Source organism: Pantoea sp. F_5 (genome assembly GCF_008631595.1).
GTDB lineage: Bacteria > Pseudomonadota > Gammaproteobacteria > Enterobacterales > Enterobacteriaceae > Pantoea > Pantoea gossypiicola.
This window is the reverse complement of record NZ_VWUO01000006.1, coordinates 207613-227271: the sequence shown is the minus strand read 5'-3', so window position 1 is coordinate 227271 and position 19659 is coordinate 207613. Positions and strand designations below refer to the sequence as shown.

Below are 19659 nucleotides of genomic sequence, written 5' to 3'. Positions count from 1 at the left end.
ACGATTAAGGAGCCGAGCAATGCGAACCAATCCCACCTTCCTTAACCTGGTGTTGTTAAACGGTGAACCCGGGCAGAAGCTGCAGGCGGCGCGTGACGCCGGTTTTGATCAGGTCGAGATCTGGCGCGAGGATGTCGACGCGTATGAAGGCGGTGCAGCGGCACTGGCTGAGATCAGCGCACGACAGGGACCCGGCTTTACCAATCTGCAGGTGCTGCGTGATTTCACCGGCGCACCCAGCGCGTTGCGATCTCAGAAGCGCGAAGAGCTGCGCCAGTTTATACAGATTGCCCAGGCGCTGGGCTGTGACACCATTCAGGCACCGGCCAGCACCCGTGAAGATTGCTGTGCCGATCAGATTGACGATGACCTGCGCTGGATGGCCTCTGAAGCTGCGCGATACAACATGCGCATTATGTATGAGCCGATGGCCTGGTGCAGCGTAGATAACACGCTGCCGCTGGCGTGGCAGCGATTGCAGCGGCTCGATCAGCCCAATATCGGGCTGGTGGTCGATCTGTTCCATATCTGTGCGCTGGGCGGTGATGCCTCCCATCTGGATAACATTCCCGCCGATCGCATCTATGAAGTTCAGCTGTGTGACATGGCCGCCGTTCCCGCGCAGGATAAGCAGAGCCTGATGGCGATGGCGAAGCACCAGCGTCTGCTGCCCGGCGATGGGATTATCGACGTTGAGCGCTTTGTCGATAAGCTCAAAAGCGCGGGCTATCAGGGACCGGTGGGGATTGAAGTCTTTAACGATGCGCTGAAACGCCTGCCGCCCGACGTGGCTGCCCGCCATGCCTGGCAGGCGTTAACGCGCTACTGGGGTTAATCCTGTAAGCACTGCCCGATAAACACGGCGGCGTGCATGGCACCCTGAGCAGAAATGGTGTGGCCGGTGGCGGGTTCAAAGCGCGCGTCGACCGGCACCGCTGCGGCTCGCAGCCGGGCCGCCGCAGATTCGCTCTCCTGCCACGGGATGACTTCATCGGCCTGACCGTGGATCAGCAGCGCGGGCACATGAGCCTGCGGGGTTAATTCGCCGTCAACCGCCAGGCGACCGGAAAAGGCGACCACGCCCGCCAGCGGATAACGGCCAGACGCCAGCGCATCCAGCGCCATGATCGACCCCTGAGAGAAGCCCACCAGCACCACATCCTGCCAGCGGTCGGCAAAGCCGTGCTGCGCGACGATTTCGCTGAGGGTCGCATCAAACGCGGCCCGTGCCGCCCGAACCCGACCAGGCCGGTTCTCTGGCGTCACGTCTGCCAGGCTGAACCACTGCCAGCCAAAACCGGCGGGGAAACGTTCAGGTGCATTAGGAGAGGCAAAAACCACATCCGGCAACAGCGTCGCCCAGTGACGGCCAATCGGTGCCAGATCGTCGCCGTTACTGCCCACGCCATGCAGAAAAATCACCAGTGCTTTTGCCATCATTGCTCCATTTATAAACCGTATTCACTCAGATCAGGACCCGCCGGAACGATGCCGTTCGGTTTCAGCGCCTTGATCGAGTAGTAACCCTGTTTGATATGGTCAATGTTGACCGTTTCACGTACGCCAGAGACCGACAACATGCTCTTAAGATAGCGGTTCAGCAGCGTATAGTCGCGGATCCGGCGCAGGTTGCATTTGAACAGGCCATGATAGGCGACGTCAAAGCGAATCAGGGTCACAAACAGCCGGATGTCGGTTTCCGTCAGCCGTTCACCCAGCAGGAAAGTACGACCATCGCTGAGCAGTGCCTCCAGTTCATCGAGCTGGCTGAAAACGTCATTAAACGCCTGCTGATAGCTGACTAAGGTGGTGGCGAAGCCCGCGCGATAAACACCGTTATTCAGACGCGGATAGAGGCTCTCATTCAGGGCATCAATCTCCGCACGCAGCGCGGCGGGATAAAGGTCGATGCGGTTATCGGCCAGAGCGCCAAAGCCGCTGTTAAACATGCGCACAATGTCCGCAGACTCGTTGCTGACGATGGTGGCGGTTTTTTTGTCCCATAGCACCGGCACAGTGGCCCGTCCGGTATAGTCGGGCGCGACGCGGGTATAAATTTCATGCAGGTATTGCGCGTTATTCAGCGGGTCCGCCTGCGCGCCGGGAAAGTTGCCGAAGCGCCAGCCCTGAGCGCCAAGCTGCGGCTCGACCACCGTCACGCCGATCAGCGATTCCAGCCCCTTGAGCTTACGGGCGATCAGCGCACGCGACGCCCATGGACAGATCAGCGCTACATAGAGGTGGTAGCGATCGGGTTCGGCGGCGAATGCCGTGGAGCCATCGCTGCTGATAAAATGCCGGAAACCGGACGTCTGACGGACGAAGCCGCCCTGTTTATCGGTAGCCTGCACCGGATGCCAGTCACTACTCCATTTGCCTTCTACTAACATCGCGCGACTCCTCTCTGTTTTGAGAAGCAGCTTAACTGATGACTAAACGGCTGATAATCCGGTTATAAAGACAATCATTTCTTCCATTATGGAAGAAATCACACGGGCGGGAAGTGGGTAAAGTGGCTCACCAGAAAGTCGATGAGCAGGCGCGCCCGGTGCGCCAGATGACGGGCGGGTGGATAGACCACAAACAGGCCCAGCGGCGGCGTGTCGAAGTTATCCAGCAGCCGGACAATATCACCCTGTTGCAGCGCAGGAGTGGCGATGAAACCGGGCAGACGCGCAATACCTAATCCGGCCATCACTGCCTGCAGACAGGCTTCGGTGTTGGCAAAGCGCAGACGGCCCCGAACCGGCATGGTGACAATCTCGTTGCTGCCGTCACCGCTGACAAACGGCCAGTGCCAGGGATCGCGGAAATTGGTGTCGATAATGCACTGGTGCTGCGCCATGTCCCGCCAGTGCTGTGGCGTACCGAACTGCTCAAGATAGATCGGTGAGGCCGCTATGCGGACATGCACGTCGCCCAGCTTGCGCGCGACCAGACTGCTGTCGCTGAGGTTGCCGATGCGGATCGCCATATCAAATCCCTCATCGACGATGTTCACGGCCCGGTCGGAAAAGCTGACATCCAGTTCAATCAGCGGATAGCGCCGGGCAAACGCCACCAGTACCTGAGAGAGCACCGCCGTGCCAAAGGAGCCAGGCGCGCTGATTTTCAGCCGGCCGGTAGGTGTGGTGGCGCTTTCACGCACGCTGGCATCCAGCGTCTCAAACGCATCGAGCAGGTTTTTAACCCGCTCATAATAGCTGCGGCCAACGTCGGTGGGCGAGAGGGCGCGCGTGCTACGCTTAAACAGCTGGACGCCGAGCTGCTGCTCCAGCTTTGAAACCAGTTTAGAAGCCTGACTGCTGCTGGTACCGAGACGCAACGCTGCCGCTGAAAAGCTGCCGGTTTCCAGCACCGTGACAAACATCCGGTCACAATCGAGTCGATCCATGGCGAAGTCCTGTGGAAGTAAAGTCGCAGTATAGAAGCTGCAGTCAGGCGATGCAGCCTTCACTTTGCGTGCCTTAACCCTTTCGCTGGCGCGGAGAGACAGCCCTGGCATTGAGCGCCATCCTCGGGGCTGGTCTCGACGATCCATAGAGCAGATCGTTGCAGTATTTCTCAGGTGATTATCTCTCGCTAGTCGTGCATATAATGTGTGTCGCCTAAGGTTTTAATGGTAAAAATTCCATCATGGTAATGCAAAATTGTCAGACTGACATTGCCGATACTTTCGCCATGATATTGCTCAGGTGTAAAGAGAGAAAGCAGGGTAGGTATGGCGCTTCCATGAGATATGACCAGACTATTTCCGCCCCCTTTTTCTGCTGTTTCTTTTACAATTTTCTCGATCCCTTCCCTTAGTCTGGCGGTGATTTGCGCATAATTTTCTGCCATTCCAGTCTTGTCGTTATGAGCAATCGCATCGGCGATTTCTTTGTCACTCATTCTGGCGGTAAAGTTTTCCCATGTTGACCAGTCTTTTTTGAACTCCACATGCTTTGCAGCAAAAAGAGGCTGCCACAATTCCGCATCATCACGTCCTTCGAATCCCCCATATCCCCACTCTCTGAGCTCTGTTAACTCAGTAACATCAGGCTTGCTGGGGCTTTTGTTTTCAGCAAGGATTATCCGGGCCGTTGCTCGCGCTCTGCCAGCATCACTGCTAAAAGCCGTTTTAAAATCGACATTTGATAATCCTTTTCCTGCACGTGTTGCCTGAGAAATCCCTTTTTCAGTGAGCGGCGAATCACTCCATCCCTGCACCTGACCTGTAAGATTGAAAAGCGTTTGCCCGTGACGAACCAGATAAATGTAAACATCAGTGGCATTGGCCAGAGGAGAAAATAAAAAAATTAAACAAATCAATAAGAAATTAGCCTTTTTCATAAGTCTTGCCTTAAATATTTCTTTTATTAATTGTGTGCCAGTAAAAAGATGCTTTACTTGTGGTCGCCAGAAAGCATGCAGAAGACAGAGCATGCTTCTGATGTTATTGATAGGGATGCGGTCGTATCATATTAACTCTTATCGTGTAACAACTGATATAACAAGAGAAACTCTTCACTCAGAATTTTGAAATTTTCTGCACTCATCATTTGATCTTCGGCATGAACCAGGATTAAAGAGAGGTGATTCACATTTTCTTCCATCTCTTTCTGAACGAGCCGGGCATGGACCGCATGACCGAGATTATAATTTAACTTACCCTTTTCAATTAAATCGCGAGCCTGGTTGAATTTTTTCTGTCTGGCATGCTGAATGGCTTCGACGAAACATGAGCGTGCATCACCAACATGGCATATCATTTCAAAACAGATTTGTTCTGTGTCCATCAATTTTCTCCAAGAATTTTCAATGTCTGAAGTAATATCTTTTCACCATCCATCATTCCGTAATCCATCGTATCTATCACTCTGACTGGAATGTCTTTTGCAGCCGCCTTTACTTTATCCTGTAAAAAGCGCACCTGTGGACCCAGTAATATAATATCGGTATTGGCGAGATGGTCGCTAAGAGCCTGCTCAGGAATTGCTTTAATTGAGACGTCAGCATTAATCTTTGCCGCAGCCTCTGTCATTTTTTTAACCATAATACTGGTCGACATGCCTGCTGAACACATTAGTAGAATATTTTTCATTTTGAATAACCTTGTTTATTGTTGAGATTACGACCATTACTGGAAATAACATTTTGATACCAATGAAAGCTATCTTTTTTATAACGATTCAGTGTTTTAACAGCATTATCATCCCGATCAACGTAGACGAATCCATAACGTTTCTTATAACCGTTGCTGGTGCTCATCAGGTCGATAAAAGACCAGGGGTAATATCCCAGAACGGGTACGCCATCGGTGATGGCTAACTGCATTTGATAAATATGTTTTTGAAGGTAGTCGATACGGTAAATGTCATTGACCTGCCCATCGATCAACGTATCGCACGCGCCAAGGCCGTTTTCAGTGATTATGAGTGGAAGCTGGTAACGGTCAAACAACCTACGGCAGGCGATTCTTAACCCAACCGGATCAATCTCCCAGTCCCAGTCATTACGCTCCAGATAAGGGTTGCTGTCACCGGCGTAAAGACCTGGAAAACGAGGGTAGGTAAAACCTCCTTTTTTTCCATCACGATTAAAGCCAGGCTGAATCCCCTTATCATTTAACGGACAGGCTTTGGCAACATCACTCTGGTAATAATTAAATGCAATAAAATCAGGCTTCACAGACGTCAGTTCGTCAAGTTCTGACTGTCGTAAACGAATATCTAAACCGCGTTGCGCGAAAAAAGTGACGACAGCAGTGTTTTGTCGGCCCAGGCAAAGTAAATCAAGAGGATAAAACGTTCGGAATTCATCTTCATTCAGTGCTGCCATAATATCAAGTGGCGCACAGGTTGCCGGATAAGCAACCGCATAGCCAATGCAGGGGCCGATTTTCGCATTGGGTAATAGTTCACGACCTAAGCGGATAACTCTGGCATTTGCGAGTGCCATAACCCGGCTGACCTGAAAACGCCAGGCTTCCACCTCTACACCGGCTGGCACTCCACCAATTAAATCGGGATAGAGCACGACATTATTTGATTCACACAGGGTCATAAACCAGTTAACCCGATCACCAAACGCCTTGAAGCAGGTGGCTGCAAAACGTAAAAAATGTTCTATCATCTCATCGCCATACCAGCCGCCGAAACATTCCTGCAGGGCCTGAGGATGATCAAAATGATAGAGCGTAATCAGAGGTTCAATACCATTCCTAATCAGTTCGTCGATAAGCCGGTTATAAAAAGCTATACCAGGTGGGTTAATGTTAACGCCATCCGGATAAATACGCGTCCATGCCACAGAAAAACGATAGGACTTCAGCCCCAGTTCCTTCATTAATCCCACATCCTCATGGAAGCGATGAAAATGGTCTGATGTGACGGTGGTATCATGGAACGCATTGGAAAAATTCCTGCTGTCCTGCACTGAAACTCCTTTTCCTTCCTCATGAATTGCACCTTCAACCTGATACGCGGCTGTGGCCGCTCCCCATAAAAAATTAGTGGGGAAATTATTTAATTTGATATGTTCCATTAATTGCTTTCCTCATCCTGTAACAGAGTGTCCTGCTGTTCCTTTAAATAGAGTTGCTTGTCCGCCAGACGAAAAAACGGAAAGTAGATCAACATGGAGATAACAACGATCATGAATGACCAGAGCGTTGTATTCATGCTGCCACCCGTCATTAAGAAACCGACAATAAAAGTAGGCGTAGTCCAGGGCAGGTTTGCGACATGAGGCATGTCTATAATGCCATGCTGCATTAACAGGAAAGTGCTGCCAGCAATCAGCCCTGGTGTCAGAATAAAAGGAAGCATAAATAATGGGTTGAAGCATAAGGGGGTGCCAAAAATGATGGGCTCATTGATATTAAACAGTCCCGGGCCCAATGACATTCTGCCCAGTTTCTTGAAGTACTGGCTTTTAGCAAGAAACGACATCAGCACCACCAGGCCCAGCGTTGCCCCTGTACCGCCCGCCCATACCATTGCATCCGTTGCATTTGTTGCAGCAAACATCAGTTGCTCACCGGTCTGAAAAGCCTTTTCATTCAACGCACCATTCTGCATCAGAAAAGGCATAGCAATGCCAATAACAACCTGAGAATTAATACCGCAGAAAAAGACCAGCGCGCACAGCATGTGGTAAAGAGCATAGCCTGGTGCGGAATTCAGCACATAAGTGACAGGTGACAGTAAGTACGCTACAGCTACGTTGATATTAAAGTGAAAAAGAACAACCAGCAGGCTTAAAATCGCCAGCAAAAAGAGTGCGGGCAGTAACGAGGTGAACGACTCGCTTACTGCGTCAGGAACTCCTTTTGGCATGCGTATTGTGATATTTTTCTGTTTAAAGAGTGAGAGTGCCTTTATTGTGACAAAGGCGATAAGAATCGCACTGATCAGGCCTGACGTTCCCAACCCGTCAATATTGAGCTGATACTCATTACCGTTAACTAATTGATACTGGCTGAGAACAAAAAGACTAACGGACGTTGCAATAGTAACAAATATATCCTGTTTATATTCAAGGGCACCGTAGTAAGCCACGCTGGCGGCTGTCAGCAACCCCATGATTCCGGTAGTAGAATTAAATATGGTATCAAAAATAGGTGCGGCTGGTGCCATAAAGTGTGCCAACGGCTCCCATGGAATATTTGACAATAAAATAGATGTGCTGCCGATAATCAATAACGCCATACAGGCGCACATAGCATTACGAATGACAATCAGCGCCCGATTACTTCCAATCCTTGTCACGATCGGCATCAGGTGATTTTCCAAAAAAGTCGTAGAACTGCGCATGTTACTCTCCAGTTTTTTGCATATTTGAATAGGCTTTACAGTCTTGAACGCAAAATTTAAGGTGAAAAATACGCACCCTGGTGACCAAAGATTGTATTCGAACGGCAGTTGCGCAGGCTTACACACTTTTGCCACAATAGTGGCGGCATTTTTTAAAAAGGATCAATCTTCAGACTGGAATGTCTCACGAGTAAGCAATTTTATCAGCGTGTTGTAGGTAGGGTTCTTATCCAGTGCGGCTAACTTCTTACTATTATCCATAAGTGAAATAAGCCCCTCATGCAGGCACTGTAATGGTTCTTTTTCTCCTTTTCGTATATTAAGCATGAAAATATAGCGAACTTCGTGTCTGTCCCAGCTAATAGATTTTTTAAGGAGTGCGACAGCGACAAATGTTGTGTTACCACAGGGATGTAAAGGGTGTGGAAAGGCAATAGCATTTCCGAATGCTGTGGCAGACAATTTTTCGCGCTCGATAATTTTTTCAAGAAAATCGGAGCCGACTGCGACATACTCAGTTACTCGCTGACAAAGTTCCTCCAGTAGTTGATAGCGCTCAGTACTTTTCAGATCGGTAAAAAAAAGTTTTGGACTAAAAAATCGGCTAATTGACGGGTGGGCGGGCGCTTGTCTACTCATCCATTGCGCTAATAGATTTAGATCTCCTTCTCCAAGAAAACAGGTGGTGCGTATTAAAGGCAGCCCGATTTTAAAAGGTATATCAACAGTTGAGATGACAACGTCATAATCTTTTAAATCTGCATCTAACAATTCATAGAGCTGTACAACGTTAATCTTGCCAATCGAATGCGTGAAGCGCCTTTTTATTTTGTTGAGTAACAGTTGTGAACTTCCCATTCCGCTGGCGCAGACAAGCATAAGATTATAAGGATGTGGCTGAAAACCTTTGCGTTCAAAAGCTAAAGTAAAATGAATGGCAAGATACCCTATTTCTGCCTCATTTAGTTGCAACATCGTTTCCTGCTGGATAATACTTCCAGCCAGGATTGCCATCTCAAATGCTTTGACACACTCGCTTTTGATTTCCTCCAAAAGTGGGTTATTGATTTTTAGCCCCAGGTTTAAGCGGTCCATCATAGGTATAATATGAAGCGTCAGTAATTGAAAAAGCTCAAAATCTTCTGAGAAATCAATTGAAAATTCCTTGTTAATATTGTAGGTGATTTTTTCGAATAAATGGATAATGTCAGAGGATAATGTAACATCATAGTTATCGATCTTCCGCTTTCCGGCCAGGTGAATGGCAATGAAATATTGCTCACTCTCAGGAAACTTGATCGCAAAAGAGCGCTCACAGTTATCGATAATTTGCCTGGCTATTCGGTATTCATCACGCATTTTAAGTGCCGGTGCATTTACAGGATGATCATTATAATCAACACCTTGATCAATACGCATTAGTGCTATTTCAATATGTATAATAAGATTGTGGAATCCGGTATCTGTCAGCTGGAAATTATTATCCTGTAAGCAATCTCTGAGGATTTTAGCAATTTTCTGTCGTGATGTTTTAGTACTTGTGCTGGAAGGGAGATGTGCATTGTTATAGATGAAATATTTGGCTATGGCATGACGGATATTCAGCTCGCTTCCGATCAATTTTACCCCATATGCTGTTTTCATGTGCAGGCAGAGATTAAAGGTTTTTATTTCTTTGCGAACCTCTTTTATACAGTTGTTTAATGTTGATCGACTTATATACATTTCATCTGCCAGATCATTTAACTTAATGTATTCTTTTCGTGAAAGTAACTGGCGAATGATATAATCTACGCGACGCTGAAAAAAGATGGGTGAAACAAATTGATGGCGATGGTCATCCTTTTTCAATTTATTAAGTAGGCTGCTATATTTTTCCTTGTTCAGTATCACCAGTTGATAACCTTTTCCCGGATGCGATTTAATTTCTACACCATTGTCGTACAGCATGCTTTTGTAGGCTGATAAATCATTGCGTAATGTGCGAGGTTTTATCTGCAGGCTCTCACAAATTCTGACACTGGATAACGGGGTTTTAGCCTCGGATAGCAATCTGAGTAAAAAGCTTATACGATCATAATAGTGATGAGCCATTCTTGAACTTTCCAGTTATTTTTAAAGCTTAGTCATGACCGGAGCCATCCTGGTGATTTACTTAATCTAAGTCGAGAGTGCCATAACTGCCTGTATTGATACTACCTTTAACTGTTACCATGAATTTTTAGTGGCAATATCTGTACGTGGACTCCTAAATTAGTAGTATGTTATTAATGAAAATAGTGAATGTTGATAAAGTTAATCAGTTCGATTTCGACGGTCAGACATAAATGCCATACTGATCACAGTGTATTAATGGTGGTTCAGTAGATTATGATCTGCTGCAATGATAAATTGTGAGCCAGCGCGCAATAATAAAATCTTTTTATACGTTTATTCTTTTCATCTTGATGGTAATCAAGAAAAGGTACATTGCCTGGTCAGTATGCTTATTCTTATGAAAGCGAAATTTGTCAGAAACATACATAGATTTAAGCTCATGTGCAGGAATATTAATGTTTAACAAAGATTGTGAATTTTTAACATAATGATGCGCCATGAATGTGTTAATACGCTACTTTAGCGGGCCAGTCATAAAAAGTTTTCAGATTGAAGAAATGTAGGTGAAGGTCATGCTGATCGGAAGAAAGTGATAAATCAGAAGAATGTTATTCAGAGTGAATCAGCTATGCGCTACAAAATCGGTGGCCGAGTGATTTATGATGCCACAGACAACACACTCACGCTTCCGGATTGTAATGAGCCGGACAGCCAGCTCTCAATCACTGCTGGCGCGCTGCTTTATTATTTCCTGCACCACACTGAACTTGTAAGCCGCAATCAGGTCCTTAAAAAAGTCTGGGACGACAATGGATTAACGTCATCGAATAGTAATCTGAATCAGTATCTGAGTATGTTGCGTAAAACTTTGCGCCATTATGACGTGGATAATATCATCGTCAGTGTTTCGCGGGGTTTTCTGCAACTTAACCCTGATATTGTTATCGAGCCACTTACGATTGAGTCTGTTCCCTTGACAGAAACACCACCCGAGCCAATTTCAACGCCTCTGCCTTCGATTTCATCTAAGGTAAAGGTCGTTATCCCACCTTCTGGTGAGACACAGGCCAGATACTGGTATCTGGCAGGTAGCATCTTGCTAAGTATTGCAATGTTGTTAGTTATTTTTATGCTAATGAACAGGAATACGTTACGCGTGATGAATTTTACCCGGATTAGCGCGCAGCCATGCGAGCTGCTGGCCAGTGACGAAATGCTGCATTCAGTCGCCACCGCTATTTATAGGAAAAACTTTGAAGTCGTTCGTCAGCGTTTAAACCTGGCGTGCCATAAGGGGGAACATTTTGTTTTTTTCTACAGCGACAGGCTTGAAACTAATGGCCTTGGTCGACTTTTTCTTGCCCGTTGCGCCATCCATGAAGCTCAGCCATTCAGCTACTGCGATAACTATTTTTACTATGCATGGAAATCGCAATGAAAGTCACTCCGCGTGCTTTTTTTATGTTTTCTGCTTTAGCGTTTGTAGCTGCAACTGGATTCAGTATCGGGAAGTTATTTATCGCATCACGCGTCGGGATGATGAGTTGCTCTTCCAAAACTATTATGCGGTTTGAAAACATGGAAGATGAAAATGTTAATGGTAACGTTTACTTCAACTTTGGGCCTGAGGGAAAAGGTTCAATGGTCGTTGAGGGCTATACGGACTCCGCGACTGGTTCGCATTATTTACAGTGTTACGTGACATTCAGTTATTCCAGCAGGCGTGTTTCAGCAACAGATCGCCAGTATCGTATTAGCCAGTGGAAATCCAGCGCGTCGCCTATCGATGAATCTCCAGATGTTATCTTCGATTACTTTATGCTGGAGATGTCAGATAGCCAGGATGGACTGTTTCTGAATGCTCAGAAACTCAATGATAAGACGATTTTACTTAGCTCTATTAACTCCCCGCTTTTTATTTGCGCCCTGAGATCGGGCAGCAAAATCGATTAATCTCTCCATCTTTTATTGCCATGCAGACTGGCTAACATAAACCGCACTTTTTGCATTTACCCTTCTGATTAAAGTATGACTTTCACCACAGTTCCCGGATATCCAGATAACACTGAGCGCACACAAATTGATCAGAATTTTTACATCAAAATTGCTTTCTCATACTTATCAAAATAACGCGCTATTTGTGTTGATGTCCTGAAACTCTGGCAGGACAAAAGCATGAAAAAGCGGCCTTAAAAGGCTAATTTGCAGAGTTAAATTCTGAAAATAACCAGCCATCAAACTTAAATTTCACTTTACCCCTTGCTGCCTATAGTGGGTCCGAGCGCCGCTTCAATCGGTATATGTCGATTAGCAGCGGTTTCCCGACTTACAAATTTGCTCCGGAGGAGAAAAGCATGGGTGATGCATTAGGGCTAATTGAAACCAAAGGTCTGGTGGCTTGTATTGCAGCAGCGGATGCCATGTGCAAGTCCGCCAATGTTGAGCTGATTAGCTATGAAAATATTGGTTCAGGCATGGTCACTGTCATGGTGAAGGGAGATGTCGGTGCGGTGAAAGCAGCGGTTGATTCCGGCGTTGAATCCGCTCAGCGCACCGGAGAAGTGATGACGTCGCTGGTTATTGCGCGACCGCATAACGACATCAATAAAATCGTCATTAAACACAAGGCTTGAGGACAGGAGAACGCACATGGGTGATGCATTAGGGTTAATTGAAACTAAAGGTTTGGTGGCCTGCATTGAAGCAGCAGATGCAATGTGTAAAGCAGCCAATGTCGAGCTGATTGGTTATGAAAATGTTGGCTCTGGCCTGGTCACCGCGATGGTGAAAGGTGATGTTGGTGCCGTAAAGGCGGCGGTGGATTCCGGTATGGAGTCGGCGCAACGCATCGGAGAAGTGGTGACATCGCTGGTTATCGCTCGCCCGCATAACGATATCAACAAAATTATCGCGCAATATCAAATGGCGGAATTACCGGAGCAAATCAGATGAAAGAAGCACTTGGATTGATTGAAACCAAAGGTCTGGCGGCCTGTATTGAAGCGGCAGATGCCATGTGCAAGGCCGCCAACGTCGAGTTGATTGGCTATGAAAATGTTGGATCCGGATTGGTTACAGCCATGGTGAAAGGTGATGTCGGTGCGGTGAATGCCGCCGTGGACTCTGGCATTACGGCAGCAAGGCGCGTTGGGGTAGTGGTTGCCTCTCGCGTCATTGCCCGGCCGCATCACGATATCGAAAAGATTGCGTCTCAGCACAAAGCCTGATCTGACAGTTGGCCGCGCCATCTCAAGACTTTTAAAGGATAGAATCATGAGTGAACTGGATAACGATTTGCAATCCCGACAGCATGCCCGGCATCTGGTGCGTAATGCTAAAAAGGCACAGGCTATTCTGGCTACTTTCTCGCAGCAGCAAATAGACGCCATTGTAAAAAACGTGGCTCAGGAGGCGGCGAATCAGGCCGAGATGCTGGCGAAAATAGCCGCAGAAGAAACCGGTTTTGGCAACTGGCAGGATAAGGTGCTGAAAAACCGTTTCGCCTCGCTACGTGTTTATGACGCCATCAGGGATATGAAGACCGTCGGCATCATTCATGACGACCCTGTACAAAAAGTGATGGATGTGGGCGTGCCACTCGGGGTGATCTGTGCGCTGGTGCCCTCGACTAATCCAACCTCTACAGTCATCTACAAAACGCTGATTGCGCTGAAATCAGGCAACGCGATTATCTTTTCTCCTCATCCCGGCGCACGTCAGTGCAGCTGGAAAGCCATTGAAATTGTTAAACGCGCTGCAGAGGCGGCAGGAGCACCGGCCGGTAGCGTTGACGGCATAAGTCAGTTAACGCTTGAAGCCACCTCAGAACTGATGCACAGCAAGGACGTCTCGCTGATTCTGGCGACCGGTGGTGAGGGGATGGTGCGCGCAGCTTATGCTTCCGGCACCCCAACCATCAGCGGAGGGCCAGGGAATGGTCCGGCATTTATCGAACGCAGCGCTGATATTCATCAGGCAGTGAAAGACATCATCACCAGCAAAACCTTTGATAATGGCGTAATCTGCGCCTCTGAGCAGTCAGTCATCGTCGAACGCTGTATTTACGACGATGTTTATCGCGAGCTGGAAGCTCAGGGCGCGTATTTTATGAACGAAAATGAGGCGCAGCAACTGGCGGCCCTGCTACTGCGTCCGAACGGCGCTATCAACCCCAAAATGGTAGGTAAAACAGCTGTCTGCCTCAGCCAGATGGCCGGATTCTCTGTCCCGACGACGACCCGCGTGTTGATTGCCGTGCAGACCCTCGTTTCACATAGCAATCCATACTCGCGTGAAAAATTGTGCCCGGTGCTCGGTTTTTACATTGAAGAGGATTGGAAGGCTGCCTGCCATCGCGTAGTGGAACTGCTTACCAACGAAGGGCTTGGCCATACGCTGGTGATCCACACGCGTAACCGGGATGTGATTCGTCAGTTCTGCCTCGAAAAACCCGTTAATCGCATTCTGATCAATACTCCGGCGGCGCTGGGAGGCATCGGCGCGACCACCAATATCACGCCAGCCCTGACCCTCGGCTGCGGCGCGGCAGGCGGAGGGTCCAGCTCTGACAACGTCGGGCCAATGAACCTGCTCAACATCCGCAAAGTGGGCTATGGCGTGCGCTCCATTGATGAACTCCACGCGCCAGTCAACGGCACGCAATCGCATCCGACTCCTGTCAGCGCAGCCGATAACCCGAATCACAGCATCTTAAACGATGAGCGCTTTCATTCCTCAACATCGGTGATAACCAGCCCAGCATCTGATACTGGCCGGGCAGATGACCGTTTTGCCACCACTAACGTTGGTATAGCAGACGAAATCAGTGAGCAAAATGTGGAACGCGTTATTCGTCAGGTGCTTGAACGCCTTGTTAAATAAACTACTGATATAAGGCGATAAAATGATGCTTGCAAAGGTAGTCGGTCATGTCGTCGCCACGCAAAAGTGCGATGAGCTACGTGGAAGCAACCTGTTACTGATCAGCAAACTAGATGATGACCTTCAGCCGATAAAAGACCACACCTGGGCTGCCATTGATAACGTTGGTGCGGGTATGCACGACATTGTGCTGGTTGAAGAGTACCTGGCGCTCAATAAAGATCGTTACAAGGCGATGTCTGTCATTGCGATTGTTGAGCAGGTGTTTCGGGACCGCTAAGGAGAGAACAGTCCAATGAGTGAATTTTCGCTGAAACCTCGCATTCGTTTTGGTCAGGATGCGCTTTCCATCCTCGATGAGCTGCCAGCCCATAGGGTCTTGTTAGTCACCGATCAGTCGATGGTCAGATTTGGCCTGGCCGAGCGTATCACGCATAGGCTGCGCCAGCGCAATCTTGCGTTTCAGGTCTGGGACGACGTGATGGCCGACCCGGATATCGCCACCGTGGTGCGTGGTATGAAGCTGATGGATAACCCATATCCGGATCTTGTTATCGCGCTGGGCGGCGGCTCAGTGATCGATGCAGCCAAAGCGGTCATTTTCGCCCTGGCGCAAACGCGTCCGGACGCTTATCGAGAGCCGCCTTGTTTTGTGGCGATCCCCACCACCAGCGGTACTGGTTCAGAAGTCACCGCCTTTTCTGTCGTAAAGGCGCATAACGAAAAGCTGGTGTTAGTCGATTCGTCACTGCTACCAGATATTGCCATTCTCGATCCAGCGCTGGTGGCTTCGGTTCCACCCGCGATTACCGCAGATACTGGCATGGACGTTCTGTGCCATGCGCTGGAAGCCTATGTCTCTTTGGCTGCCAGCGACTTTTCCGATGCGCTGGCAGAGAAGGTGGTGCAACAGGTTTTCCGCTATCTGCCGGGCTGCTGGCGCAACGGGCATGATCTGCTGGCAAGGGAAAAAATGCATAACGCCTCCTGTATGGCGGGAATGGCCTTCACCAATGCTTCGCTCGGTATTACCCACAGCCTGGCCCACGCGCTTGGCGCTATTTTCCGCATACCGCATGGCCGAGCCAACGCGCTGCTGATGGCGGAAGTGGTCGCGTGGAATGCGGATTTCCAGGGTGCGTGCGATACCGATGCCGCCTGCAAATATGCCCGATTAGCACATCTGCTGGATTTGCCGGCAGCCACTACCCGTCAGGGCGTCGCCAGCCTGCTGATCGCCATTCAGGCATTGAAGGACGAAATGATGATGCCTGCTGGCATACGAGATACCGGCGTTGATGCTGAGGATTTTGAACGACGACTTGAAGAGATGGCCGGTCAGGCCTTGCGTGATAGCTGTACTCCGACAAATCCAGGCACGGCAGACGCACAGGCATTAACCGAAATCTATCGCCGGGCATGGACCGGTAACGCCACTCAGGGCCGCTTATAACAAGATCTGGAGAACATTACCTATGGCACACTACACTTTAACACCGCGCGTCAAAGTATTGGCAGAACGGCTACTGGCAAACAAAAGCATCCTTTGCACTGAACATGTTACCACGCTGAGCGAACTGGATAGTGAGATCGGAGGCGTTCCTGCCGCGGTTAAACCGGCTCGTCGCTTCTATGAGCTGATGCGCCGGCTTCCGGTCAGCATCAATCCTGACGAACTCATCGTCGGCAATCAGAGCCGGAAACCGCATGGAGCCATTTTCCATGAAGAGATCGCCACACATCGTCCTTCCGTATTCCGGTTCCTGAATCTGAATTGTGAGATTGATTCCCCGGACTACATGCTGGTTATCGGGAAAGGTGTGCTGGCGATCAAACATCAACTGGAAGAGAAAGTCCGCGTTTTGGGTAATACCGTCAGCCGCAGTGGTATGGACGAGGTTAATGGCTGCCGTGCAGCGATTTATGCCTGCGATGCTTTGATGACTCTGGCGAAGAAACTGGCAGAGAGCGCTGAGAATTTAGCGGCAGAAGAGAGCAACCCCTACAGGCAAGCCGAGCTGCGGGAAAGCGCCGCTATGCTGCACCATATTCCGGCTCATCCGGCACGAAACTTTAAGGAAGCTTGCCAGACCTTCTATTTGTTCCAGCTTGCACTGCAGCTGGATAATGGTAGCTACGCGGTCAATCCGGAAGGTGCCGACAAAGCATTATTATCATGGTATCAAAACGATATCACCCGCGGCGCGCTCTCTGCGCAACAGGCGTATGAAATTGTCGAGAGCCTGTGGTTTAAGCTGGCTACACTTTGCGAAGTACGTGCTGCCAGTGCCATTGAGGGCTACCCGATGTTCGATGCCATGCTGCATGGCGCGGACCTTGAAAATGCACGTATTAACGAACTCTCCGATATGTTCCTCAGCGCTCAGCAGAACCTCAGCGCCCTGCATCTGCCGGTGCGTTTGTACAGCGGTGTACAACAGGTATCCACCACACCGTTTGCGGCCTGTCGCGAAGTGGCAACATCAGAAGGTCTTACCCCGCGCATGCAACGACTGCGTAGCCACTACCTGACCGTTCGCCCCAGTGTTTCAATCTATCGCGCCCTTGCCTTTACCGAAGTGGTAAAAGCTAATCCGGGAATGCCGACCATTCTGTTGCGCGCCAAAGCCTTTCGACACGCCTGCGAAACCGCACCAATCCTGATCCAGGATGATGAGCTGATCGTCGGTCATCCGTGCGGCAAGCCACGAGCAGGCGCATTCTCGCCGGATATCGCCTGGCGCTGGGTACGCGATGAGCTCGACACTATGAGCACCCGGCCGCAGGACCCCTTTGAGATCAGCGAGGAAGATAAAAAAACCATCCGTGAAGAGATTGTGCCGTTCTGGAAGGGCCGTTCACTGGATGAGATCTGCGAGGCACAGTATCGCGAAGCCGGGGTGTGGGCATTCAGCGGCGAGACTTTTGTCAGCGATCTCTCCTACCACCAGATTAATGGCGGCGGCGATACCTGCCCGGGCTACGACGTGCTGCTATTCACCAAAGGAATGAACGGTATTAAAGCCGATGCGGAAGCGCATCTCGCGCAGCTTAGCATGGAAAATCCGGGTGATATTGACCGCATATACTACTACAAAGCCGCGATTGAAACTTGCGAAGGCGTGGTCAATTACGCGCATCGTATCGCCGCCCATGCCCGGGAACTGGCAGCGAAAGAACAGAACATTCAGCGTCGTACGGAGCTACTGTTGATTGCTGATGTCAACCAGAATGTACCGGCAAATCCACCGAAAACCTTTCAGGAAGCGTTGCAAAGCATCTGGACGGTGGAGTCACTGTTCGAAATTGAAGAGAACCAGACGGGTCTGTCGCTGGGGCGCGTCGATCAGTACTGCTATCCGATGTTTGAAGCTGATATCCGCGAAGGCCGCCTGACTCACGATAGTGCGCTGGAAATGATGCAGGCGTTTATCATCAAGTGTGCCGAGCTGATGTGGATGTCCAGCGAACTAGGGGCGAAATACTTTGCGGGTTATCAGCCGTTTATCAATCTGACCGTCGGCGGCCAGAAGCGCTCAGGCGGCGATGCCTGTAACGACCTGACCTGGATAATTATGGACGCCGTACGCTTTGTCAAAGTTTACCAGCCCTCGCTGGCCTGTCGCATTCACAATCAGTCGCCGCAGAAGTATATGGAAAAAATCGTCGACGTGGTGAAAGCGGGGATGGGCTTCCCGGCCTGTCACTTTGATGACTCGCATATCAAAATGATGCTGCGTAAAGGTTTTGATTTTGAAGACGCCCGCGATTACTGCCTGATGGGCTGCGTTGAGCCACAGAAATCCGGACGTATCTATCAGTGGACCTCAACCGGCTACACCCAGTGGCCTATTGCTATTGAGTTTGTGCTGAACCGTGGCCGGATGGTGCTGTTCGACAGCTATCAAGGGTTGGATACCGGTGACCTGCGTGATCTGCGCACTTTTGAACAGTTTGACGCGGCAGTGAAAAAGCAGATTGCCCATATTATTCGTTTGTCAGCGATAGGCACTGTCATCAGTCAGCGTGTTCACCGAGACGTGGCACCAAAGCCTTTAATGTCACTGCTGGTTGAAGGTTGCATGGAGCAAGGTAGAGATGTATCTGCAGGTGGTGCGATGATCAATCACGGGCCGGGTCTGATCTTCTCGGGACTTGCGACCTACGTCGACTCTCTCGCCGCTATCCGCAAACTGGTCTACGAGGATAAGAAATATTCCCTTGAGCAAATCCGTGACGCATTGCTGGCGAACTTTGAAGGTTATGAAGCGTTGCGCCGCGACTGCCTGAATGCGCCGAAATATGGCAATGATGATAACTCTGTTGACCAGTACGCGCTGGATATCACCGAGTGGACCGAGCGTGAGTGCCGTAAATACAAGATGCTTTACTCGACGCTTAGCCACGGCACCCTGTCGATATCAAATAATACACCAATCGGTGAGCTGACTAACGCCACCCCAAATGGCCGTCTGGCATGGATGCCGCTTTCCGACGGGATCAGTCCGACCCAGGGAGCTGATAAGCATGGTCCCACAGCAATTATCAAGTCGGTAAGCAAGATGAATGTGGAAACCATGAATATCGGCATGGTGCATAACTTCAAATTTCTTAAAGGGCTGCTTGATACGCCGGAAGGGCGTAACGGATTGATCACACTGTTGCGCACCGCGTCGATTCTGGGTAATGGCCAGATGCAGTTCAGCTATGTCGATAACGATGTACTGAAAAAAGCGCAACAGGAACCTGAAAAATACCGCGATCTGATTGTCCGTGTAGCGGGCTATAGCGCCTACTTCGTTGAATTATGTAAAGAAGTCCAGGACGAGATTATTAGCCGTACGGTAATTGAAAAATTCTGATAGCAGACGGCTTACTGGACAAG

19 protein-coding genes are annotated in these 19659 nt (G+C 49.3%); 10 read left to right on the top strand and 9 right to left on the bottom strand.

Annotation, left to right across the window (positions count from 1 at the left end):
* Nucleotides 1-19: 19 nt before the first annotated feature.
* Entirely contained in the window at nt 20-835 is an 816-nt protein-coding gene (locus F3I44_RS10500; RefSeq protein WP_150011349.1) for a sugar phosphate isomerase/epimerase, read from the top strand.
* Here the strand turns inward: F3I44_RS10500 and F3I44_RS10495 are convergent.
* The 9 genes from F3I44_RS10495 to F3I44_RS10455 all read right to left on the bottom strand — a co-directional run bounded on the left by F3I44_RS10495 (nt 832) and on the right by F3I44_RS10455 (nt 9890).
* Nucleotides 832-1437 (bottom strand): alpha/beta hydrolase, encoded by a 606-nt coding sequence (locus F3I44_RS10495; RefSeq protein WP_150011383.1) that lies wholly within the window; start codon nt 1435-1437, stop codon nt 832-834. The two genes, F3I44_RS10500 and F3I44_RS10495, sit on opposite strands and share 4 nt — an antisense overlap.
* A gap of 11 nt (nt 1438-1448) precedes the next feature.
* On the bottom strand, nt 1449-2390 hold the full coding sequence (locus tag F3I44_RS10490) for a glutathione S-transferase family protein (RefSeq protein ID WP_150011347.1): 942 nt from the start codon (nt 2388-2390) through the stop codon (nt 1449-1451).
* A gap of 98 nt (nt 2391-2488) precedes the next feature.
* Nucleotides 2489-3394, bottom strand: a complete 906-nt coding sequence (locus F3I44_RS10485) for a LysR family transcriptional regulator (protein ID WP_150011345.1) — start codon at nt 3392-3394, stop codon at nt 2489-2491.
* 188 nt (nt 3395-3582) lie between these two features.
* A complete protein-coding gene (locus F3I44_RS10480; RefSeq protein WP_150011343.1) occupies nt 3583-4332 on the bottom strand; it encodes a histidine phosphatase family protein in 750 nt (249 codons plus the stop codon).
* Nucleotides 4333-4463: 131 nt separating this feature from the next.
* The gene (locus F3I44_RS10475) at nt 4464-4778 is read right to left on the bottom strand and encodes a PTS lactose/cellobiose transporter subunit IIA (RefSeq protein ID WP_197042346.1); all 315 of its coding nucleotides are present in this window, start codon (nt 4776-4778) and stop codon (nt 4464-4466) included.
* On the bottom strand, nt 4778-5083 hold the full coding sequence (locus F3I44_RS10470) for a PTS sugar transporter subunit IIB (RefSeq protein WP_150011339.1): 306 nt from the start codon (nt 5081-5083) through the stop codon (nt 4778-4780). The genes F3I44_RS10475 and F3I44_RS10470 overlap by 1 nt, the downstream gene beginning before the upstream one ends.
* On the bottom strand, nt 5080-6525 hold the full coding sequence (locus F3I44_RS10465) for a glycoside hydrolase family 1 protein (RefSeq protein ID WP_150011337.1): 1446 nt from the start codon (nt 6523-6525) through the stop codon (nt 5080-5082). The genes F3I44_RS10470 and F3I44_RS10465 overlap by 4 nt, the downstream gene beginning before the upstream one ends.
* Nucleotides 6525-7796, bottom strand: a complete 1272-nt coding sequence (locus tag F3I44_RS10460) for a PTS sugar transporter subunit IIC (protein ID WP_150011335.1) — start codon at nt 7794-7796, stop codon at nt 6525-6527. Before F3I44_RS10460 ends, F3I44_RS10465 begins: the two co-directional genes overlap by 1 nt.
* Nucleotides 7797-7958: 162 nt before the next feature.
* A complete protein-coding gene (locus F3I44_RS10455) occupies nt 7959-9890 on the bottom strand; it encodes a BglG family transcription antiterminator (protein WP_150011333.1) in 1932 nt (643 codons plus the stop codon).
* A gap of 631 nt (nt 9891-10521) precedes the next feature.
* On the opposite strand from F3I44_RS10455, the gene F3I44_RS10450 reads away from it, so the two are divergent.
* From F3I44_RS10450 to cutC, 9 genes are all read left to right on the top strand, one after another.
* A complete protein-coding gene (locus F3I44_RS10450) occupies nt 10522-11331 on the top strand; it encodes a winged helix-turn-helix domain-containing protein (protein ID WP_150019388.1) in 810 nt (269 codons plus the stop codon).
* On the top strand, nt 11328-11846 hold the full coding sequence (locus F3I44_RS10445) for a FidL-like protein (RefSeq protein ID WP_150019387.1): 519 nt from the start codon (nt 11328-11330) through the stop codon (nt 11844-11846). Before F3I44_RS10450 ends, F3I44_RS10445 begins: the two co-directional genes overlap by 4 nt.
* A gap of 401 nt (nt 11847-12247) precedes the next feature.
* Nucleotides 12248-12526, top strand: coding sequence for a BMC domain-containing protein (locus tag F3I44_RS10440; RefSeq protein ID WP_150011327.1), 279 nt, complete (start codon nt 12248-12250; stop codon nt 12524-12526).
* 16 nt (nt 12527-12542) lie between these two features.
* Nucleotides 12543-12845: a BMC domain-containing protein gene (locus F3I44_RS10435; RefSeq protein WP_150011325.1), complete on the top strand. Its 303-nt coding sequence runs from the start codon at nt 12543-12545 to the stop codon at nt 12843-12845.
* Nucleotides 12842-13120 (top strand): BMC domain-containing protein, encoded by a 279-nt coding sequence (locus F3I44_RS10430; RefSeq protein ID WP_150011323.1) that lies wholly within the window; start codon nt 12842-12844, stop codon nt 13118-13120. The genes F3I44_RS10435 and F3I44_RS10430 overlap by 4 nt, the downstream gene beginning before the upstream one ends.
* A 46-nt stretch (nt 13121-13166) precedes the next feature.
* A complete protein-coding gene (locus F3I44_RS10425; RefSeq protein ID WP_150011321.1) occupies nt 13167-14774 on the top strand; it encodes an acetaldehyde dehydrogenase (acetylating) in 1608 nt (535 codons plus the stop codon).
* Between the two features lie 22 nt (nt 14775-14796).
* Nucleotides 14797-15054 (top strand): EutN/CcmL family microcompartment protein, encoded by a 258-nt coding sequence (locus F3I44_RS10420; RefSeq protein WP_150011319.1) that lies wholly within the window; start codon nt 14797-14799, stop codon nt 15052-15054.
* Between the two features lie 15 nt (nt 15055-15069).
* Nucleotides 15070-16227: a 1-propanol dehydrogenase PduQ gene (locus tag F3I44_RS10415; protein ID WP_150011317.1), complete on the top strand. Its 1158-nt coding sequence runs from the start codon at nt 15070-15072 to the stop codon at nt 16225-16227.
* A 22-nt stretch (nt 16228-16249) separates the two neighbouring features.
* Nucleotides 16250-19636, top strand: coding sequence for a choline trimethylamine-lyase (gene cutC / locus F3I44_RS10410; protein WP_150011315.1), 3387 nt, complete (start codon nt 16250-16252; stop codon nt 19634-19636).
* Nucleotides 19637-19659: the final 23 nt, after the last annotated feature.

Coding starts and splice junctions, on each gene's coding strand:
- F3I44_RS10500 (WP_150011349.1), top strand. CDS start 20: ATGCGAACCAATCCCACCTTCCTTAACCTGGTGTTGTTAAACGGTGAA.
- F3I44_RS10495 (WP_150011383.1), bottom strand. CDS start 1,437: ATGGCAAAAGCACTGGTGATTTTTCTGCATGGCGTGGGCAGTAACGGC.
- F3I44_RS10490 (WP_150011347.1), bottom strand. CDS start 2,390: ATGTTAGTAGAAGGCAAATGGAGTAGTGACTGGCATCCGGTGCAGGCT.
- F3I44_RS10485 (WP_150011345.1), bottom strand. CDS start 3,394: ATGGATCGACTCGATTGTGACCGGATGTTTGTCACGGTGCTGGAAACC.
- F3I44_RS10480 (WP_150011343.1), bottom strand. CDS start 4,332: ATGAAAAAGGCTAATTTCTTATTGATTTGTTTAATTTTTTTATTTTCT.
- F3I44_RS10475 (WP_197042346.1), bottom strand. CDS start 4,778: ATGGACACAGAACAAATCTGTTTTGAAATGATATGCCATGTTGGTGAT.
- F3I44_RS10470 (WP_150011339.1), bottom strand. CDS start 5,083: ATGAAAAATATTCTACTAATGTGTTCAGCAGGCATGTCGACCAGTATT.
- F3I44_RS10465 (WP_150011337.1), bottom strand. CDS start 6,525: ATGGAACATATCAAATTAAATAATTTCCCCACTAATTTTTTATGGGGA.
- F3I44_RS10460 (WP_150011335.1), bottom strand. CDS start 7,796: ATGCGCAGTTCTACGACTTTTTTGGAAAATCACCTGATGCCGATCGTG.
- F3I44_RS10455 (WP_150011333.1), bottom strand. CDS start 9,890: ATGGCTCATCACTATTATGATCGTATAAGCTTTTTACTCAGATTGCTA.
- F3I44_RS10450 (WP_150019388.1), top strand. CDS start 10,522: ATGCGCTACAAAATCGGTGGCCGAGTGATTTATGATGCCACAGACAAC.
- F3I44_RS10445 (WP_150019387.1), top strand. CDS start 11,328: ATGAAAGTCACTCCGCGTGCTTTTTTTATGTTTTCTGCTTTAGCGTTT.
- F3I44_RS10440 (WP_150011327.1), top strand. CDS start 12,248: ATGGGTGATGCATTAGGGCTAATTGAAACCAAAGGTCTGGTGGCTTGT.
- F3I44_RS10435 (WP_150011325.1), top strand. CDS start 12,543: ATGGGTGATGCATTAGGGTTAATTGAAACTAAAGGTTTGGTGGCCTGC.
- F3I44_RS10430 (WP_150011323.1), top strand. CDS start 12,842: ATGAAAGAAGCACTTGGATTGATTGAAACCAAAGGTCTGGCGGCCTGT.
- F3I44_RS10425 (WP_150011321.1), top strand. CDS start 13,167: ATGAGTGAACTGGATAACGATTTGCAATCCCGACAGCATGCCCGGCAT.
- F3I44_RS10420 (WP_150011319.1), top strand. CDS start 14,797: ATGATGCTTGCAAAGGTAGTCGGTCATGTCGTCGCCACGCAAAAGTGC.
- F3I44_RS10415 (WP_150011317.1), top strand. CDS start 15,070: ATGAGTGAATTTTCGCTGAAACCTCGCATTCGTTTTGGTCAGGATGCG.
- cutC (WP_150011315.1), top strand. CDS start 16,250: ATGGCACACTACACTTTAACACCGCGCGTCAAAGTATTGGCAGAACGG.